Below are 15,863 nucleotides of genomic sequence, written 5' to 3'. Positions count from 1 at the left end.
GTGGCCGACTCACGAGAGATCGGTTCGCTCGTACGACCGGCGCCACTCCGATGAGCTTCCTCGCACCGGGCGGCCGGCGTCGGGGTCCTGGAGCCGCGTGTCGCGTGTCAGGTGATGTCTCAGCAGGCGTCCGAGCCGGCGCTCCACCGTGGTGTGGATGAGCTGGGACAGCCCCAGCATGCAGAGGACGGACACCGCCATCGCGGGCAGCGGCCCCAGCCCCGGAACGGCCCGCATCAGGCCTTTGGCCATGGGGATTCCGATGCTCTGGTGAACGAGGTAGAAGGGGTAGGTGAGTGCCCCCGCGGTGACCAGCCCGCGGCGGCGCAGCCTCGTCAGCGGTCCTCCGGCACCGGCCAGCGCCAACAGTCCGAGGCACGACGTGAGAACGGTCGCGCACACGGCCCAGGAGGGCCGGCTCTCGCCGGGCGGTACGGTGGCGTGGTCGGCCACCCGCAGTTCGAGCACGGTCAGTTGGTAGCACCAGGCGAGACCCAGCAACAGCCACAGCAGGAGGCTCTGTCCGAACCTGTGCATGAGGTACAGGACGATGCCGATGACGAAGAGGCCGGTGTATCGGGTCAGTACGAATTCGTCGAGGAAGGGCGACCGGAGTTCGCGGGCGATGACACCGGCCAGGAGCCAGGCTCCGCAGAAGGCCGTCATCCGCCGGTACGACAGCCCGAACACGAGCAGCACGCCCATCAGCAGGTAGAAACGGGCCTCCACCCACAGTGTCCAGGCGACTCCGTCGACCAGTTCCAGTCCCAGCGGGCCCGGAGCCATCGTCAGGTTGCCGAGGACGGTCCGGGGGTCGATGCGGGTGGCGGCCGGCCAGTTGGCCATTCGTGAGACGAGGACGAGCGCGACGACGAGGAGTACGGCGCACCAGTAGGCCGGGAAGAGCCGTGCGACGCGCGAGACGGTGAACTGTGCGGGAGTCCGCCCCCAGCAGCTCATGCAGATGACGAAGCCGCTGATGGCGAAGAAGAATTCGACGCCGAGCCAGCCGTAGCGGCTGATCTCGTGCAGGACCGGTGCGAGGTCCCGGAGTTGGGTCCTTCCCCAGAAGTGCGGGGTGGGTGTCCCGAGGAAGTGGTACGCGGCCACCATGAGCGCTGCCACCAGGCGGAGTCCGTCTATGGCGGCCAGGCGCGCCGGCCCGTGCCTCGGTCCGGGCGATGGTCTGTCGGACCGCATGTCGCGACCTGGGCCGGTTCAGACGGTGGGCAGGGGCGAGCGGCTGACGCGTATCTTCGACTGGCCGTGCGGGCGCTTCTCCCAGTCCTCCATGAACCGTGCGTGCAGTCCGTGCCGCCGCGCCAGGTCCAGGAGGGTCTCGGTGCGGTAGTAGAAGTCCTCGCGCAGCACCTGATGTTCGGGGCCCTCGGTGCGGTCGAAGGTGAAGTCGAAGAACCCGGTGTCGGTGAGCACGCGCCCGACGTGTGCCAGGCACTGGTCGATGACCTCCAGCGGCGAGTGGGAGAAGACGCTGTGCGCGTGGACGACGTCGAAGTGGTCGTCGGGCAGGAAGTCCAGGGTGAGGTCGCCGGTGATGGTCAGGTGCGGCAGCTTGTCCTGGAGGCGGCGCTCGACGAGGGTCTTCTTTGCGGCCATCAGGATGTCGGGCGAGATGTCGATGCCGTAGTAGTTGCCCGTGTCGAGGTGGCTGATGAAGCGCCAGCCGCCGCGCAGGTTGCCGCAGCCGATGTCGAGCATGCGGTGTTCGGGACGCAGCCCGTGTTCCATGAGGTAGTCGAACTGCATCTGCCCGAGCGCCAGCCAGCGGTCGTGGGTCTGGCTGCCGACCGCGGCTTCCGGGTTGCGGCGGGTGTCCGAGGCCATCACGGCGCGGTAGTAGCCGACGTGGTCGGGGTGCTTCAGGCGCAGCCACGCGTCCCGGCCGGCTCGGCGCAGGTAGGGGATGACGCGGCCGGGATGGCGCAGGGCGTAACCGCTCTTGTGGGTGAGGGTGGCGCGGTTGTTGCGCAGCTTCTTCGGCGACTTGGCGTCGGCGGGCATGGCTAAGCGACCTCCGTGCGAAAGGGATTGTCCGTGAAGGAAAGGAAGGAGGGGAGGGAGGGGAACGGGGTGAAGGTGATGTGTGCCGGTGCGGTCGCCGCGGTCAGACGCGACGGCGCAGGAGCAGCACGGTGACGACCGTGAGCAGTACGGCGAGGGAGCCGAGGACGGCGGTGTCGGTCCACTGGAAGGTCCAGTAGTCACCGGCCGGGTTGGCTTCGTAGAAGCGGGCGACGTACCCGTGCGCCGCCATGCACTGCTTGAGTTCGGCGCCCGAGGGGAAGGGGCAGGTCAGTACGTCGTCGTGGCGGCCGGTGGCGGTGATCAGGCCGTAGTGGCCGGTCGACCACTTCTCGCCCATCGGTGGTTTCGGGGTGATTCCGGCGCTGACGTAGGTGTGCGGGGGGACGAGCAGCCGGGCCCGGTGCGTCCACTCCAGCAGGAGCGTCACCGCGCCGGTCACCAGCAGGGTGAGGACCATCGCCGCCAGCACCCGGCGGGCCAGCAGGCCCAGCAGGGTGCCGGCCGCCAGGCCGAACAGGGCGGCCGCCACCACGCGGGGGCCCGAGCCGCTCAGGGCCGTGTTGTCGTACCAGAACAGGCCGTAGCTGCGGTCGGCGGCCGGTCGCCACCACCAGGCGAACACGCCCGCGAGCAGGCCGGAGAAGGCGATCGTGGTCATCGCGGCCAGGGCGAACCGGGAGGCGAACCACTGGCCGCGGCTCACGCCCTGGGAGAGGATCATGCGGTGGGTGCCCAGTTCCCGGTCGCGGCCCAGGAGCGGGGCGCCCCAGAAGACGCCGATGAGGACGGGCAGGGCGATGTTCAGCGCCCCGAGGTACTTCAGGGGCTCGACGTCCAGCAGCAGGGGCAGCCCGGTGTCGGACCGTGTGCAGTACAGCGGCCCGGGTTCGCAGTGGTCGAACAGCCCGCTGTGGAGGGCCTCGAGCATGCCCGAGCGGTAGTACGCGGCGACGGCGGCGGCGACGACCAGGGCGGCCGCGCCGATACCGGCCGGCACGCGCTGCTGGCGCCAGGCGAGCCAGAGGGATCCCTTCACGCCGCCGTCTCCGTCCGCTCGGCGGGGGCAGGGTGCCCCGGCTCGCCGGCCTGGAGGTAGCCGAGCAGGATGTCCTGGAGTCCGGGCCGTTGCACATGCCAGTCGCCGCGTAGTGGTCCCCGTTGCCGTATCAGGGCGGTCAGCTGTCTGCCGCCGGTGCGGCTGCGCACCACGGTGTGCGCTCCGGCCAGGATGTCGGCCTGGCCGGCGGGTCCGGTCAGCACCGCGTGGCTCGCGCGCAGTTCCTCGACGTCCTCGCTCAGCTCGACGCGGCCGTCCCGCAGTACGAGTACCCAGTCGCAGGTCTCCTCCAGTTCGGGCAGGACGTGCGAGGACAGCATGATGCTCATGCCGCGCTCTATGACCTCGGTCATCAGCTGCGCCATGATCTCGCCTCGCGCCACGGGGTCCAAGTCGGCCAACGGCTCGTCAAGGAGCAGGAGTTCGGGTCGTTTGCCCAGTGCCAGGGCGAGCGCGACGCGAGTGCGCCGCCCCGGGGACAGCTCGCCGACGCGAGCGTGGAGCGGGATATCGCCCTCCCGAACGATCCGCTCCGCAGACGGCCGGTCCCAGGTGGAGTTCAGCTTCTCGCCCAGCAGCAGGGTGTCCGCCACGGTGGACCGCGGGTAGAGCGGCTTGTCCTGGGTGAGCAGGGCGACGCGGGCGCGGGCCTGTGCCGTGCCGGGTACGGCGCCCAGCACGCGCAGCTGCCCGGAGGTGGGCCGGAGCAGTCCGCCGGCCAGGTGCAGCAGTGTGCTCTTGCCGGCGCCGTTGCGTCCGACGAGCGCGGTGATGCGGCCGCCGGGCACGGTGAACTCACAGTCCCGCAAGGCCCAGTTGCCCCGCCTTCGGTACCGGAACGCCAGTCCTGTGGCGCACAGCGCGGTCGACGCGTCAGGCCCGGTCATGCGTCCTCCTTCTTCCCTTCCCGGTCACCCGGGGTTGTGCTGTCGTGCTCGGTGTCGTAGGCGTCCAGGGCGGCTGTGACGAGGGCGAGGACATCGGCCCGCTCCAGCCCCGCGGCTCGCGCGCGGGCCACCCAGTCGGTGGCTTCCCGGCGCAGCGGGGAGTCGTTCTCCGCGCCGGGCCGGGCGAGTGAGCGCGTCACGAAGGTTCCGAGACCACGGCGGAGTGCGACCAGACCGGCCCGCTCCATGTCGCGGTAGGCCCGCAGCACGGTGTTGGGGTTGATCCCGGTCGCCGCCACCACCTCCTTGGCCGTGGGCAGCTTGTCCCCGACCCGCAAGGTGCCCATCCGGAGCGCCCGTTCGGTCTGCTCGAGGATCTGCACGTAGGCCGGTACGCCGCTGCCACGGTCGATCCGGTAGTCGATCACGTCGTGTTCCTCGGCTCCACCATGCTTGTATTAATGAATTAGTGGAAGCATGGTGGATGCCTGGCGGGGATGTCAAACGCGGACGGGACGGGGATGGCGCTCGCGCGACGTACATGCCGGCACGAGCCTTGCCGGGCGCGTTTCCGCGCCCCTACGAACGGTGCGGCCTGTCGAAGACCGGGTGGTCTTGGCCTCCACCACCAGGCGGACCGGGCAGGTGAGGGCGTGGCGTGGTTCTGGCTGCCCAGTCAGGTCAGCCGCATGTCCTCCTCGTACCGCAGGTCATGCTTCGGGCGTGCTGCAGGGTGCCGTCACCGCTGCGGAAGGAGACATAGACGCGGCCGTCGGCACCCAGCGCGGCGGCCGGGTTTCCCACTGACGGCGACGCCCTGGCCGCGCTGACGCACGGAGGGAGCGGCGAGCGGCCGCCGGCCGGTGTGGTCGCCGGGTTCGGCGAGAGCCGGCTGCTGAAGACGGTGCCGGCCGTCACCGGGATCGACGGCCTGGAGGGCGCCGAGCTGGAGCGGGCGCTGGTGGAGTACGGCAGAGCCTCACCCCGCATCTGCTCGGTGTGGCATCGGGTCTGATGTCCGGGTGGGCTGCGAGCACGGGCGAGGACGTCCGGGCGACCGGGGACCTTGCCCGCCCCGTCCTGCGGGCACTGCTGTCGTTCACGGGACGCGACGACCCGGAGGGGGTGCGGGCCCTGCTCGCGCACCTGCGCGCTGACGCCCTCGCCCATTCCTGAACCTCCCGGCCGGCCGTGCCCTGGTCTTGGGCCACGACGGACCCGGAGGGCATCCGCCCGGCATCGTCACCACAGCCAGGCGGCTGAGCGGGCCTCGCTGACCACGATCGTGCGGCGGACGTGCGGGGTGGGAGCGGCGGGCAGGCGCTGCCGCTCGATCCGGGACAGGGTCAGGGCGGCCCCCCTTCAACACGAACAGCCACCACCGCCCCCGGCCGCCACTAGGGTCTGTTGCGAAAGTAGATCAAGATCTCCGGTGATCACTGGTCGTGGGGCGAGATGATCCGGCACGCGACGCATGAAACACCGATCTTCGCCCCGAGCACATGCCTTCAGCCTGCCGCGTGATCAGCAGTCGCCAGCGCCTGCCCTGCCGGGTCAGGCGCTGGCGACTGGCTGGGTCCCACTGGCGAACCTGTAGGTCCGCAGGCGGGGAGCCCCTCCTGGTTATGCCACCTGCCGACTCATTAGCAGTCGAGGACGAAGTCGTCGTAGGACCGCTTCACGTCGATCGCATAGTCCGGACCGAGGTAGGGGTTGACCTGGTAGTAGGACACGTCAAGGTGGCGGATCCCGCAGTTGACGATACCGATGGGGCCGATGGGCAGCTCCGCGTGGCGGGACGTCTGGGTCCAGGATCCGTATTCACTTACTGACGGGCCGCCCGTGGAGTCGTTGGCGCCCATGTTGACGGTGGCGCTTACCTTGGCGGGGTATCCCTCGGTGGCGTTGTACCAGGCACCGCTCGACCAGTAGGTGTTCCTGTCGGTCTCGATGTACATGGCGGACCGCCCTTCGTTGTCGGCCACCTGTACGCAGACACGGAAGTCGGTGAAGTTGTAGCCGCCCTGGCCGTAGACCGATTCCCAGCCAGTGCAGTATGTGCCGGGTTGGGGGTGGCCGTTGGGGTCGGCGGACGCAGTGCCGGAGGGCGCGAGAACGGACAACGCCAGGGCGACGGCTGCGGCGGATGCCCGCGTCATGTGCCTGATCATCTTCATCATCATTCTTTCGTGGGCTGGTGCCGCAGCAGTACGCAGCGGCGCAAGATCAAACGACGAAAGGCTCCGCCAGGCACTGCTCCTCGATGCGGCTTCACTCCTGCGGTGGCCGATCGTCACGCAGCCCTCCCCCCAGGGGGACCCACCGGGCCGTCCCGATCCTGAACGGCGCCTCCGGCCGGCGTCTCCAGGGCTTGTTGCGAAGGGGCCGGTCATAGCCATTCGTTGATGGCTGCGACCAGTACGGTCGCGTGATACCGGACGGCAAGTTTGTCGTACCTCGTGGCAACGGCCCGGTGGCGCTTGAGACGGTTGATCCCGCACTCGACCGCGTGCCGCTGCTTATAGTCGGCCTTGTCGAACTTCGGCGGCCGACCGCCACGCGATCCGCGCCCCAGCCGGTTGCGGACCCGGTCCGCCGGCACCGGAATCGTGGCCTTGATCCCGCGTCTACGCAGGTAAGAGCGGTTTCGGCGGGAGTCGTACGCCTTGTCGGCCCGAACTCGGTCCGGGCGCTTGCGCGGCCTGCCGAGCCCGATCCGGGGCACCCGGATCGCTTCCAGGACCGGCTCGAACTGCGGCGAATCACCCCACTGCCCGGCTGTGATCAGCACCGACAAGGGTTTCTGCCCCTGCTCGACCGCCAAGTGGATTTTACTGGTCAGTCCGCCCCGGGAGCGTCCGAGGCCGTGGTCGGGCGGCTCGACGAAGATCCCGCCGGGCGGTTCCTTCTGGAGATCCCCCTTTTCGCCGCCCCGCCGGCGTGCTGATGGGCCCGGCAGACGGTGGAGTCGACGTTCACGTCCCAGGTGATCAGGCCCTTCGCGTCCGCCTGCGCCTGGAGCTGCGTGAGGATCCTGGCCCAGGTCCCGTCCCGCTGCCAGCGCCGGAACAGGTCATAGACCCGGTCCCACGGCCCATAACGCTCGGGCACATCGCGCCAGGGAGCACCGGTCCGAGTCCGCCACCGTATGCCGTCTATCAGCTGGCGCCGCGTCCACACCTGCGGCCGGCCCGGCTTGATGCCCCGCGGCAGCAGCGACTCAAGCTGGGCCCACTGGCCGTTCGTCAGATCCCCACGTCCCACAGGACGTGATCATCAACGAGCAAGATCCATTTTCGCAACAGGCCCTAGGGGCTTCGTGCTTCCCGGAGGAGTTCGCCGTGCCCACGTACGAAGCCCTGCCCCGCTTCACCACCGACCTGAATCGCTTCACCCCCGAACAGCGCCGCGCCTACCGCCAGGCCGTCAACGCGTTCGTCGACGACCTGAGCGCCGGCCACACGTTCCGCCCGGGGTTACGGATCAAGGGTGTGCGCCGCATGCCCGGGGTCTACGAGCTGACCTGGAGCGGTGGCGGGCGGGCCACCTGGTGCTACGGACCGGAGAAGGTGCACGGCGTACAGCACATCGTCTGGCGGCGCATCGGAGGCCACGACATCCTCACCCAGCCCTGAGCAAGGCGCTGCGAGGCGCTGGTCCCCGATGCCGTGGACCGCGTCGCCGGGCTCAAGCGCTGCGCGGCCGACGGCCCGCCGTCTTCTCCGCCCCGGTCTGGTTGGCCGGCTGCTTCTTCCCGGCCGTCTTCTTCTTCGGCTGCGGCAGCTCGTGCACGTCGGCCGGACCGGCTGCCGCACCGGCGTCGCTGCGAGATGCCTTCGCCTTGGACACCGACTCCTGCAGGTGGCCATCAGATCCAGCACCTGGGCGGGCTGCTCCGGCTCGGGGGCCACAGGAAGCGGCTTCTCCTCCCGCTTCGCCTCGATGATCTGCGCTATCGCCTCGGTGTAGCGGTCGGTGAACTTTGGGCCCTCCAGCCGGTCGACGGTCATGGTGTCCATGAGGGCGAGCGCGACGGCGATCTCGTCCGCGGCTCAAGGCTGCGGGCCCGCGCGGTGAGGGCCAGTCACACGGCGGGCCCCCACAAGACGTAGATCAAGACGTAGGTGACGGCGTTGTTGACGCTGTCCCAGGATGCTGACGACGAGCAGCAGGACGGTCGGGTCGCCGCGGCGGTTGACCCTGACGCAAGGGCAGGCTCTCAGCATGGTCGGCATGACCACCCAAGCCGCCGCGGCCGGGGGCCGCCGGAGCGCGCCAAGGGACGAGCACCGGCGTTCCGCGCCAGGGCGGGGTGCGGACGGAGGAAGGCGAGAGGACGATGCGGCACTTCACGATCCACCACGACGGCGTCAGGATTCCGGTGTCCCGCGGTGGCCGGGGACGACCGCTGGTCCTGTGTCCCGGGCTGAACTCGACGGTGGCCGACCTGCGCGGGCTGACCCGGCTCCTTCGGCGCGACCACGACGTGGTGATCTTCGACCTCAGGGGCCATGGCCTCGCCTCGGCAGCCGACCGGTACTCTTTCGACGCGTTTCTGGGCGATCTCGTCGCCGTACTGGCGAAGCTCGACCTGCCCACGCCACCGGTGCTGGTGGGCTACTCGCTGGGCGCGGACCTGGCGGTGCACTACGCCGCCGAGTTTCCTGACGCCGTCGCCAAGCTCGTGCTCATCGACGGGGCGAATCCGCTGCCCGAACACTTCATCACCGAGGCCGACTTGCCGGAGCTCCGCGCGATGGCGGACGCCCTGGCGACGCGGCACGAGGCCGGGCCGGCCAGGGGCAGCGCGCATCAGGTGTCGCTCACCGCGCAGCACATCCTCGACCTGAACCTGGAAATCGATGTGGTGCGCTCCGCGCTCCTCGACCGGTACCGGAAGATCGACCATCCCGTCCGCCTGATCATGTCGGCCTCCATCGCCGGAGACAGCACCGAAGGACGTGCGCCGCGGCACAACCGGCTCTGGCGTGCCGGCATCGAGCGACTCCTCCGCGAGCGGCCGCACGTCTCGGCGTACTGGCTCGACGCCGACCACAGGCTGGTCTTCACCCACGCCCGTCGGATCGCGGAGATCATCCGGACCACACACCGCCCGGCCGTCGAGCCCGTTTCTGCGACGCTTCCGGGAGAATGATCCGATGCTGACCATCGGCGAGCTGGCGTCGTACGCCGGAGTGACGGTGCGCACGGTCAGGCACTATCACGCCAAGGGACTGCTGCCGGAGCCGGAGCGGGACCACTCCGGCTATCGCAGGTACGACGGTGGTGCCGTGGTCGAGCTGATAAGGATCCGGACTCTCGCCGAGGCCGGGGTCCCGCTGGCTCGCGTGCGGGAGCTGCTGCACGCCGACGGGGAGGAATTCGCCGCGGCGGTCGCGGACATCGACAAGCGGCTGCGGGCGGAGATCAGGGAGCGCCAGCGGCACCGGGAGCGGATCGCCCGCCTTTCCTCCGGGGACAGCCTGGCGCTGCCCCCGGAGGTCGTCGAGTATCTCGACCAGCTGCGGGCGCTCGGCGTCGACGAACGGATCGTCCAGGTCGAACGCGACGGCTGGATCCCGCTGGTCGCGCACTCACCCGAGCAAGTCCCGGAGTGGACGGCACGCAAGCGACGACAGATCGCCGACCCGCAGCTCATCGGGTTCTACCGCACCCTGGACCAGGCACTCGACCACGGCGACGACGACCCACGGCTGGTCGAACTGGCCGACGAACTGGCCGCCTACCTCACGCGAACAGCCGATGAGCAGGGAGAGGACTACGTCGATGACACCGACATCGAGCCGACCCTCGTCAAGCTGATGGACACCCTGGCGTTCGACACGGTGCCGCCGGCCCGTCGGCTGATCGAGTTACTCGAAGAGCGGGGCTGGGTCGGCTGGACCAGACTGGAGCGTGTGAACCCCACAGCGGGTGCGGCCGGAACTCGGCAGGAAGCCGCGGTGCGGCGTTCCCGGCGCGAGCGGTGACGGCGGGCGGATCCTGGCGGGCGAACGGGCAGCGGCAGCGCATGGACATCGGTGAGGACCAGATTCCGGCGCCCGCGCACCGACAGCTTCCTCGTCCTCGCCGGCCACCCCGCACAGGACCGACCGCCCCACCGGACGGGTCCATGACGACCCGGCCGGGCATGCCTTGGGCCTGCCCGGCGGTCGGGCGTACTCGTCTGAGTGCCGGGAGCCGCCGGGGGCGTCGGCGGGGAAGCGCCGCAGGACGGTGCGCTGCGGCTGGCCGGGCATCTGGAGCGGCCTCCAGGCGGTCAGGTGAGCCGGGCCGGGGTGTCTCGATGGAACAGGCCCTCGCTTGCCGCACCAGCGTCTGGAACCGGGTCTGAGCTTGTGCTTTGACTACCGTCGGCTGCTGCTCCGACTAGCTTCACAAGGGGCGCCAGGAACTGTGGCAGGTCGTTCTCGGAGTTGAGCACCGCGTCGTCCTGCCAGGTGTGCTCGGTTCCGGAGTCGATGAAGAGCAGCGAAGCGGCACCCGACTCCCAGAGGAACACCGTCCCCATGCGCTCGTCTGATTCCAGTGTGAGACTCACTGCTGTGGCCTTCGGCCGCCCTAGGGACGGGGTTCCTGGGACGGGCCGCTTCACCGCAGAGCTGATCCCACGAGAGCGCAGCTCCTGTTCATGTGCGGCATGCCAGTCCTTGAGCCACTGAGCGATTTCTGACATTGCGCCCCCTGTGGGCCTCGAACGGCCGTCGAACTTGATCGTATGCCCGGCAATCACCGGACACAGGAACGGCCTTCGTCTGATCATGTGCTCCGACCAAGGTGCACGTGACCGGGACGAAGGCCGTGAGGGTGAGTCTGCTGCCTGATGTTGTCCGAAGGGAGGGGTTCGCGGAAGCGTCACGCTTCCAGGGCGAGTCCTACGAGTGTCTGACCGCTCGGCGCGATGCGCTGTTCGAGTTGGGGGACGCGGTGCTGTGTGCGGATGGTGCGGTGAAGTCACCGGTGGACTTGACTCTGTTACCCGAGCATCGTCGTGGGCACGGAGCGATGTACGGCGGCCTGAACCACGGTCGGATCGACACCACCCGGCTGCGGACGGTGCTAAGGATTGTCGTTTGGATCACCGGGCGGACCAGAGGAAGATGCCAGCGATGTGGAGTCCGGCCAGGCCGCTCGACGGTGTTGCGCTGCTTGTAGGCCTGGCGATCGAAGGCCGGCGGTCTACCGCTCTGACGCCGCGTCGGAGCCGGTGCCCCCGCTGGTCCACCAGGATGGGGATCACCGCGCGGATGCCGCGCTTGCGCAGGTGGGCGCGGATCGCGCGAGACGAGTAGGCCTTGTCCGCAAGGACTACGTCCGGCCTGGTGCGCGGCCGGCCACGCCGACGGGGAACGCGCGGGAGCGAGCCATGACGTCCGTGCAGGCGGGCGCGTCACCGGCCTGTCCCGTGGTGAGGACGAAGACCAGGGGTCGGCAGCGGACGTCGGCTGCGAGGTGGATCTTCGTGGTCAGTCCGCCGCGGGAGCGGCCGCTGGCGTGGTCGGCCGGTTCGCCGGCCGACCACGCCCCTTTTTGCGGGCCCCGGCCGCGTGCTGGTGAGCCCGCACGATCGTGGAGTCCACCGACACGGCCCAGGCCAGGTCCTCTTCGGCGTCGGCCTGAGCCATCAGCGCGGTGAACACCCGCTCCCAAGTGCCGTCGACGGCGGTGCGGGCCTTCGCCCCGCAGGAGATGGAACGCATCGTCGGCAAGGCCGCCGGCTGACGACCCGCGCCGCGCGCCCCGCCCCACCGGCCCTCCAGGCGGCCCGTGCACGGGCGGGGCCGTCCGGCGCACTCGGTGGGGGCCCGGCCCGGGCGAAAGGCCGGCACAGCGGCTTCGGGCCGGCCCGGCCCCGCTTCGGCGGAAGCGATCGCCCGGCCCCGCGCGCCTGCGCCGCGACGGCCGGTCCGCGGACCTTTGCCCCCATGGCCCGCTCACCGCCCGGGTCATTTCGCTAGCAACGTGACAACCCGCACAAAACCGCCAGTTGCCCTGCCGCACGACTTCGGCCGACTGTCGCTCAGCGAGTGGCGGCGCGATGGCCGGCTGTGCCCATGGTGACGATCTCCATACAGGCGAACCTGACAGACGCGAAGTCCTGGACCGCCCTCGCCCAGGCGGTGCGAGGCGGCAGGCGTCGACGGACTGCTCGCTCCTCGCCCTCGCGGAGGCCACATCCGTCACGGAACGCATCGGGCTCGGGTCCTGCGTGTCCCACGCCGGCTTCCGGAGGCCCCTGCTGCTCGCCAGCGACGTCGCCGCCCTCGCCGTCCTGTCGGACGGACGGTCCCGTCTGGCGCTGGGAGCCGGCCACACCCCGGCCGAGTGGGACATGCTCGGGTCGAGCCGCCCGGACGTGGCCGGGCGCGTACAGCGCTTCACGGCGGTGGCGGAGGCGTGCCGTGCGCTGCTGGCGGGGGACGAGGTGACCGTCGACGGTCCGTACGTGTACGCACGGGCAGCGCGGCTGGACTCTCCCCGGCCCGTGCAGTCCCGGGTGCCTTTCACCTTCGGGGGCGGCAGCTCCGCGCTGTTGCGGTGGGCCGGCCGGCACGCCGGCGTCGTCGCCCTGAGCGGCCTCGGCCGGACGCTCCCGGACGGGCACAGCCACGAGACGCGGCGGCGGGGCGACGACCTCGACCGGCAGGTGGAGCTGATCGAGCAGGGCGCCGTCGACCGGGAGGCCGCGCCACCGCGTGAGGCACTGGTCCAGGCGGTGGAGATCACCGACGACGCACAGGCGGCCGCGCGCCGCCTCGCCGGGCGATTCGGCAGCACCGAACGTGAGGTGCTGTCCTCGCCGTACGTCTGGGTCGGTACCGAGGGCGAGATCCTGGCGGCGATGGCGGACCACGAGCGACGCTGGGGCATCACCCGGCACGTGGTGCGCGAGCCCGACCCGGACGCCACCGAGAGTCTGGTCACTGGCCTCCACCGCGGAGGCGGAACGGTTCAGCAGTCCGCGCACTGATCACCCTGAGAGCGAGCCTCCTTCAGCACGGCCGGACGACCCTCCCGCCGGACGATCGCCGTACCGGCCCCTGTCCGCAGGTGCCCGGGCGGAAACCGGTGGCAGCACAACGGACTCCGCTCCGTGGTGCGAGCGCGGGCGCGCGGACCCGGTCGCACCGGCGGGCCGGCCCGGGGACCGATCGCGTCCGCCGGCGCCGACCGGCGCCGGACAGCGGAACTGCGTCACCCGGGCCGGTGGGAATAGCCTGGAGGCGAGCGGCACCGGGACGGAACGGCCCTCCCGATGCCTCCCCTCCACGGGGGACGTAGGGAGGCCAAGAGCCATGCCCTGGAATCTGAACGGCACGTATCTGGAGAGCTGCAACTGCGACGTGGTGTGCCCCTGCACCACCTCGGGCCTCACCGCACCGGCCGACCACGAGCGCTGCCAGGTGACCTTCGCGTTCCACGTGGACTGCGGAACCGTGGACGGCACGGACGTCTCCGGTCGCAACGTCGCCGTCTTCATCGACGCGCCCCGGGTGATGGCCGAGGGCGGGTGGCAGGTGGCGCTGTACCTCGACGCTGCGGCCGACGACGGCCAGGCGGAGGCGCTGGGCAAGGTCTTCTCCGGCCGGGCCGGCGGGCCGATGGCGGCGCTCACCCCGCTCATCGGCGAGGTCCTCGGCGTGGAGCGCGTTCCCATCGACTACCGCGACGACGGCCGCCGCCACTCCGCACGGGTGGGCGGCACCATGGACATCGAGATCGAGGATCAGGTCGCCCCGCAGTTCGGGGAGGACGGTCCGGTCATGGGACTGACCGGCATGTTCCACCCCGTGAACAGCACGCTGACCATCGCCCGGTCGACCCGGGCGAGGGGCGAGGGCGTGTACGGCCGGTCCTGGGACTTCTCCGGCGGCAACGGACACTCGGCGCCCTTCACGTGGTCCGCGTGACCGGCTCACCGACCACCGTCCGCCGCGGGGCTGGCCCCGCCGCAGTGCTGCTGGCCGCGGCGGCCGCCGCCTGGGCCTGGGTGGTGACCCGCTGGGGCGGCATGCAGGCGATGCCGGGGACCATGGGCCTGGGCCTGCCCGCTTTCCTCGCCGTGTGGACACTGATGACGGCCGCGATGATGCTGCCCGCCACGGCGCCCGTCGCCGCGCTGTACGCACGCACCATCACCGCGCACCGGGCGTCGCGCATGGCCGTTTTCACGGCCGCCTACCTGCTTGTCTGGGCTGCGGCCGGGCTGCCGGCGTACGGGCTGGCGGCCGGCCTGGGCGGGGCGGCGGACCTCCCCGCGGCCGCGGGGACCGCGGTGGCCGCTGCCGTGTTCGCGATCGGTGGCGCCTACCAGCTCATGCCCTTCAAGGACCGCTGCCTGGCGAGGTGCCGCTCGCCGGTCGGGCTGATGCTGCGTTACGCCTCGTACCCGGGACCCTCGCGCGATCTGCGTGCCGGAGCCCACCACGGAGCCTTCTGCCTGGGCTGCTGCTGGTCGCTGATGGTGCTGCTGGTGGCGTTCGGTGTGATGAACCTGTGGGCCATGGTGGTTCTGACCGCCGTGATCACCGCCGAGAAGCTCGCTCCGTCCGGCCGCCTGGTGGCCCGTGCCGTGGGATCCGCCTCGATCGCCCTGGCCGTCGCCGTCTTCTGGGTCCCGGCGCTGGCCGCGGGCCTCACCGGCGGCGGTACGGGCGGGATGTGAGGACAGGATCGGAATCCTCGGGCACGCCACGGCACGCCGAGACCGTCCGCCGCGTCGGGGAGGCGAGGCGGTGGGCTTCGACCCGGCTCGTTCACGGCTTGCGGGACCGCGTCGGCCGGCCGGGCGAAGAACTCCGAGCACCTGAGGTTCCCGTCCCACTGGCGACCTCGCGTGATCGTCTGTCGCGTATCCCTCCACGGGAGCGGCCATGCCGTCACCGTGAGTGGTCGCCGGGAGCCTCGAGGCCACCGGCACGAGCGTCTCACAGTGCCCGGACGAGGGCGGCGGCCATCTCGGCGCGAGCACGGCGGGAGACGTCCGCGTCGGGCGCCACGTGGTCGAAGACGTGGAAGGTTCCCGGAACGTGGTGCAGCTCGACCGGCACACCCGCGTCAAGCAGTCTCAGGGCGTACTGGTTGCCCTCGTCGCGCAGCGGGTCGTGTTCCGCGGTGACGATGTAGGCGGCCGGCAGGCCGGACAAGTCCTCGGCACGGGCGGGCGCGGCGTAGGCCAGCTCGGTGGCCGTCCCGGCGCGCGCCGGGATGTAGTGCGGCCACATCTGGGCGACGGCGGCCGAATCGAAGGCGGGCACGTCGGTGAAGGTGGCCGCGGAACGGGTGCGCATCCGGTCGTCCAGCGCCGGGCAGATGAGGAGCTGGAACGCGATGGACGGCCCGCCGCGGTCGCGGGACAGCAGCGTCACGGCGGCGGCGAGCCCGCCGCCTGCGCTGCCGCCGACGACGGCGAGGCGGTCAGGGTCGACGCCCAGCTCGGTGGCGTTCTTCACCGTCCAGCACAGGGCTTCGTAGCAGTCCTCCAGGCCAGCGGGGAACGGGTGCTCGGGGGCCAGCCGGTAGTCCACGGAGATCACCACGAAGCCGGTGCGCCGGGCCAGGTCGAGGGCGCGCCGGTGTTCGCTGTCGACGCTGCCCATGACGAACGCGCCGCCGTGGAAGTCCAGCAGGACGGGCGCGGGGGCGGGCGCATCCGCCGGGCGGTACAGGCGTACGCGCGGACCACTGGTTTCCAGGTCGGTGATCTGCACCGCGTCGTCGGCCGGAAGAGCCGCGACGGCGGCCCGCGCGGCGGCGAGTGCGGTCTCGCGTACGGCGACCGGGTCGGTGAGGTCGGTGCGCGGCAACGACGCGGCGACTGCGGCGAGTTCGGGGTCGAGCAGCATGGTTCG

The 15,863-nt window shown here is 70.8% G+C and carries 18 protein-coding genes and 2 pseudogenes; 9 read left to right on the top strand and 11 right to left on the bottom strand.

Annotation, left to right across the window (positions count from 1 at the left end; translation table 11 throughout):
* Nucleotides 1-9: 9 nt before the first annotated feature.
* The 5 genes from IE251_RS04700 to IE251_RS04680 all read right to left on the bottom strand — a co-directional run bounded on the left by IE251_RS04700 (nucleotide 10) and on the right by IE251_RS04680 (nucleotide 4,418).
* Complete coding sequence (locus IE251_RS04700) at nucleotides 10-1,200, bottom strand: acyltransferase family protein (RefSeq protein WP_189751612.1); 1,191 nt, start codon at nucleotides 1,198-1,200, stop codon at nucleotides 10-12.
* Nucleotides 1,201-1,218: 18 nt separating this feature from the next.
* A complete protein-coding gene (locus IE251_RS04695; protein WP_189751611.1) occupies nucleotides 1,219-2,022 on the bottom strand; it encodes a class I SAM-dependent methyltransferase in 804 nt (267 codons plus the stop codon).
* Between the two features lie 103 nt (nucleotides 2,023-2,125).
* Nucleotides 2,126-3,082, bottom strand: a complete 957-nt coding sequence (locus IE251_RS04690) for an ABC-2 membrane transporter-related protein (protein WP_189751610.1) — start codon at nucleotides 3,080-3,082, stop codon at nucleotides 2,126-2,128.
* Nucleotides 3,079-3,990, bottom strand: coding sequence for an ATP-binding cassette domain-containing protein (locus tag IE251_RS04685; protein ID WP_189751609.1), 912 nt, complete (start codon nucleotides 3,988-3,990; stop codon nucleotides 3,079-3,081). The genes IE251_RS04690 and IE251_RS04685 overlap by 4 nt, the downstream gene beginning before the upstream one ends.
* Nucleotides 3,987-4,418, bottom strand: a complete 432-nt coding sequence (locus IE251_RS04680; protein WP_189751608.1) for a GntR family transcriptional regulator — start codon at nucleotides 4,416-4,418, stop codon at nucleotides 3,987-3,989. The genes IE251_RS04685 and IE251_RS04680 overlap by 4 nt, the downstream gene beginning before the upstream one ends.
* Before the next feature lie 437 nt (nucleotides 4,419-4,855).
* Between IE251_RS04680 and IE251_RS04675 the strand changes: the two genes are divergently transcribed.
* Entirely contained in the window at nucleotides 4,856-5,005 is a 150-nt protein-coding gene (locus IE251_RS04675) for a hypothetical protein (RefSeq protein ID WP_189751607.1), read from the top strand.
* Nucleotides 5,005-5,166, top strand: a complete 162-nt coding sequence (locus IE251_RS04670) for a hypothetical protein (RefSeq protein ID WP_189751606.1) — start codon at nucleotides 5,005-5,007, stop codon at nucleotides 5,164-5,166. The genes IE251_RS04675 and IE251_RS04670 overlap by 1 nt, the downstream gene beginning before the upstream one ends.
* Nucleotides 5,167-5,633: 467 nt before the next feature.
* Here the strand turns inward: IE251_RS04670 and IE251_RS04665 are convergent, their stop codons facing one another.
* Both IE251_RS04665 and IE251_RS04660 read right to left on the bottom strand, forming a co-directional pair.
* Entirely contained in the window at nucleotides 5,634-6,149 is a 516-nt protein-coding gene (locus IE251_RS04665; protein ID WP_189751605.1) for a hypothetical protein, read from the bottom strand.
* A gap of 230 nt (nucleotides 6,150-6,379) precedes the next feature.
* A protein-coding gene (locus IE251_RS04660; RefSeq protein ID WP_373301966.1) for an IS5 family transposase occupies nucleotides 6,380-7,254 on the bottom strand; the annotation gives its coding sequence in 2 pieces (ribosomal slippage) (nucleotides 6,380-6,873 and nucleotides 6,873-7,254; 876 coding nt in all).
* A gap of 77 nt (nucleotides 7,255-7,331) precedes the next feature.
* On the opposite strand from IE251_RS04660, the gene IE251_RS04655 reads away from it, so the two are divergent.
* Entirely contained in the window at nucleotides 7,332-7,625 is a 294-nt protein-coding gene (locus IE251_RS04655; protein ID WP_189751603.1) for a hypothetical protein, read from the top strand.
* 52 nt (nucleotides 7,626-7,677) lie between these two features.
* Here the strand turns inward: IE251_RS04655 and IE251_RS40705 are convergent, their stop codons facing one another.
* Nucleotides 7,678-7,839: a hypothetical protein gene (locus IE251_RS40705; protein WP_229896587.1), complete on the bottom strand. Its 162-nt coding sequence runs from the start codon at nucleotides 7,837-7,839 to the stop codon at nucleotides 7,678-7,680.
* A gap of 490 nt (nucleotides 7,840-8,329) precedes the next feature.
* On the opposite strand from IE251_RS40705, the gene IE251_RS04645 reads away from it, so the two are divergent.
* Complete coding sequence (locus IE251_RS04645; RefSeq protein ID WP_189751602.1) at nucleotides 8,330-9,145, top strand: alpha/beta fold hydrolase; 816 nt, start codon at nucleotides 8,330-8,332, stop codon at nucleotides 9,143-9,145.
* A 4-nt stretch (nucleotides 9,146-9,149) separates the two neighbouring features.
* On the top strand, nucleotides 9,150-9,980 hold the full coding sequence (locus IE251_RS04640) for a MerR family transcriptional regulator (RefSeq protein ID WP_189751601.1): 831 nt from the start codon (nucleotides 9,150-9,152) through the stop codon (nucleotides 9,978-9,980).
* 290 nt (nucleotides 9,981-10,270) lie between these two features.
* On the opposite strand, the gene IE251_RS04635 is transcribed toward IE251_RS04640, so the two are convergent.
* Entirely contained in the window at nucleotides 10,271-10,687 is a 417-nt protein-coding gene (locus IE251_RS04635) for an immunity protein TriTu family protein (protein WP_506005322.1), read from the bottom strand.
* A gap of 131 nt (nucleotides 10,688-10,818) precedes the next feature.
* On the opposite strand from IE251_RS04635, the pseudogene IE251_RS04630 reads away from it, so the two are divergent.
* Nucleotides 10,819-11,073: pseudogene (locus tag IE251_RS04630) on the top strand (transposase); the annotation flags it as partial.
* Between the two features lie 65 nt (nucleotides 11,074-11,138).
* Here the strand turns inward: IE251_RS04630 and IE251_RS42020 are convergent.
* Nucleotides 11,139-11,684 (bottom strand): annotated as a pseudogene (locus tag IE251_RS42020) (IS5 family transposase); the annotation flags it as partial.
* Nucleotides 11,685-12,220: 536 nt separating this feature from the next.
* Here IE251_RS42020 and IE251_RS04620 point away from each other — a divergent pair.
* From IE251_RS04620 to IE251_RS04610, 3 genes are all read left to right on the top strand, one after another.
* Nucleotides 12,221-12,982, top strand: a complete 762-nt coding sequence (locus IE251_RS04620; protein ID WP_229896585.1) for an LLM class flavin-dependent oxidoreductase — start codon at nucleotides 12,221-12,223, stop codon at nucleotides 12,980-12,982.
* 325 nt (nucleotides 12,983-13,307) lie between these two features.
* On the top strand, nucleotides 13,308-13,922 hold the full coding sequence (locus tag IE251_RS04615; protein WP_189751599.1) for a DUF1326 domain-containing protein: 615 nt from the start codon (nucleotides 13,308-13,310) through the stop codon (nucleotides 13,920-13,922).
* Nucleotides 13,919-14,677 carry a DUF2182 domain-containing protein gene (locus IE251_RS04610; protein WP_189751598.1) on the top strand — a complete coding sequence of 253 codons (759 nt, stop codon included), beginning with the start codon at nucleotides 13,919-13,921 and terminating at the stop codon, nucleotides 14,675-14,677. Before IE251_RS04615 ends, IE251_RS04610 begins: the two co-directional genes overlap by 4 nt.
* Before the next feature lie 262 nt (nucleotides 14,678-14,939).
* On the opposite strand, the gene IE251_RS04605 is transcribed toward IE251_RS04610, so the two are convergent.
* Nucleotides 14,940-15,857: an alpha/beta hydrolase gene (locus IE251_RS04605; RefSeq protein WP_189751597.1), complete on the bottom strand. Its 918-nt coding sequence runs from the start codon at nucleotides 15,855-15,857 to the stop codon at nucleotides 14,940-14,942.
* Between the last annotated feature and the right edge of the window lie 6 nt (nucleotides 15,858-15,863).

The organism is Streptomyces eurythermus, from assembly GCF_014649115.1.
Classification (GTDB): domain Bacteria; phylum Actinomycetota; class Actinomycetes; order Streptomycetales; family Streptomycetaceae; genus Streptomyces; species Streptomyces eurythermus.
The sequence above is the reverse complement of the archived record's forward strand: the minus strand, read 5'-3'. Positions and strand labels throughout refer to the sequence as shown.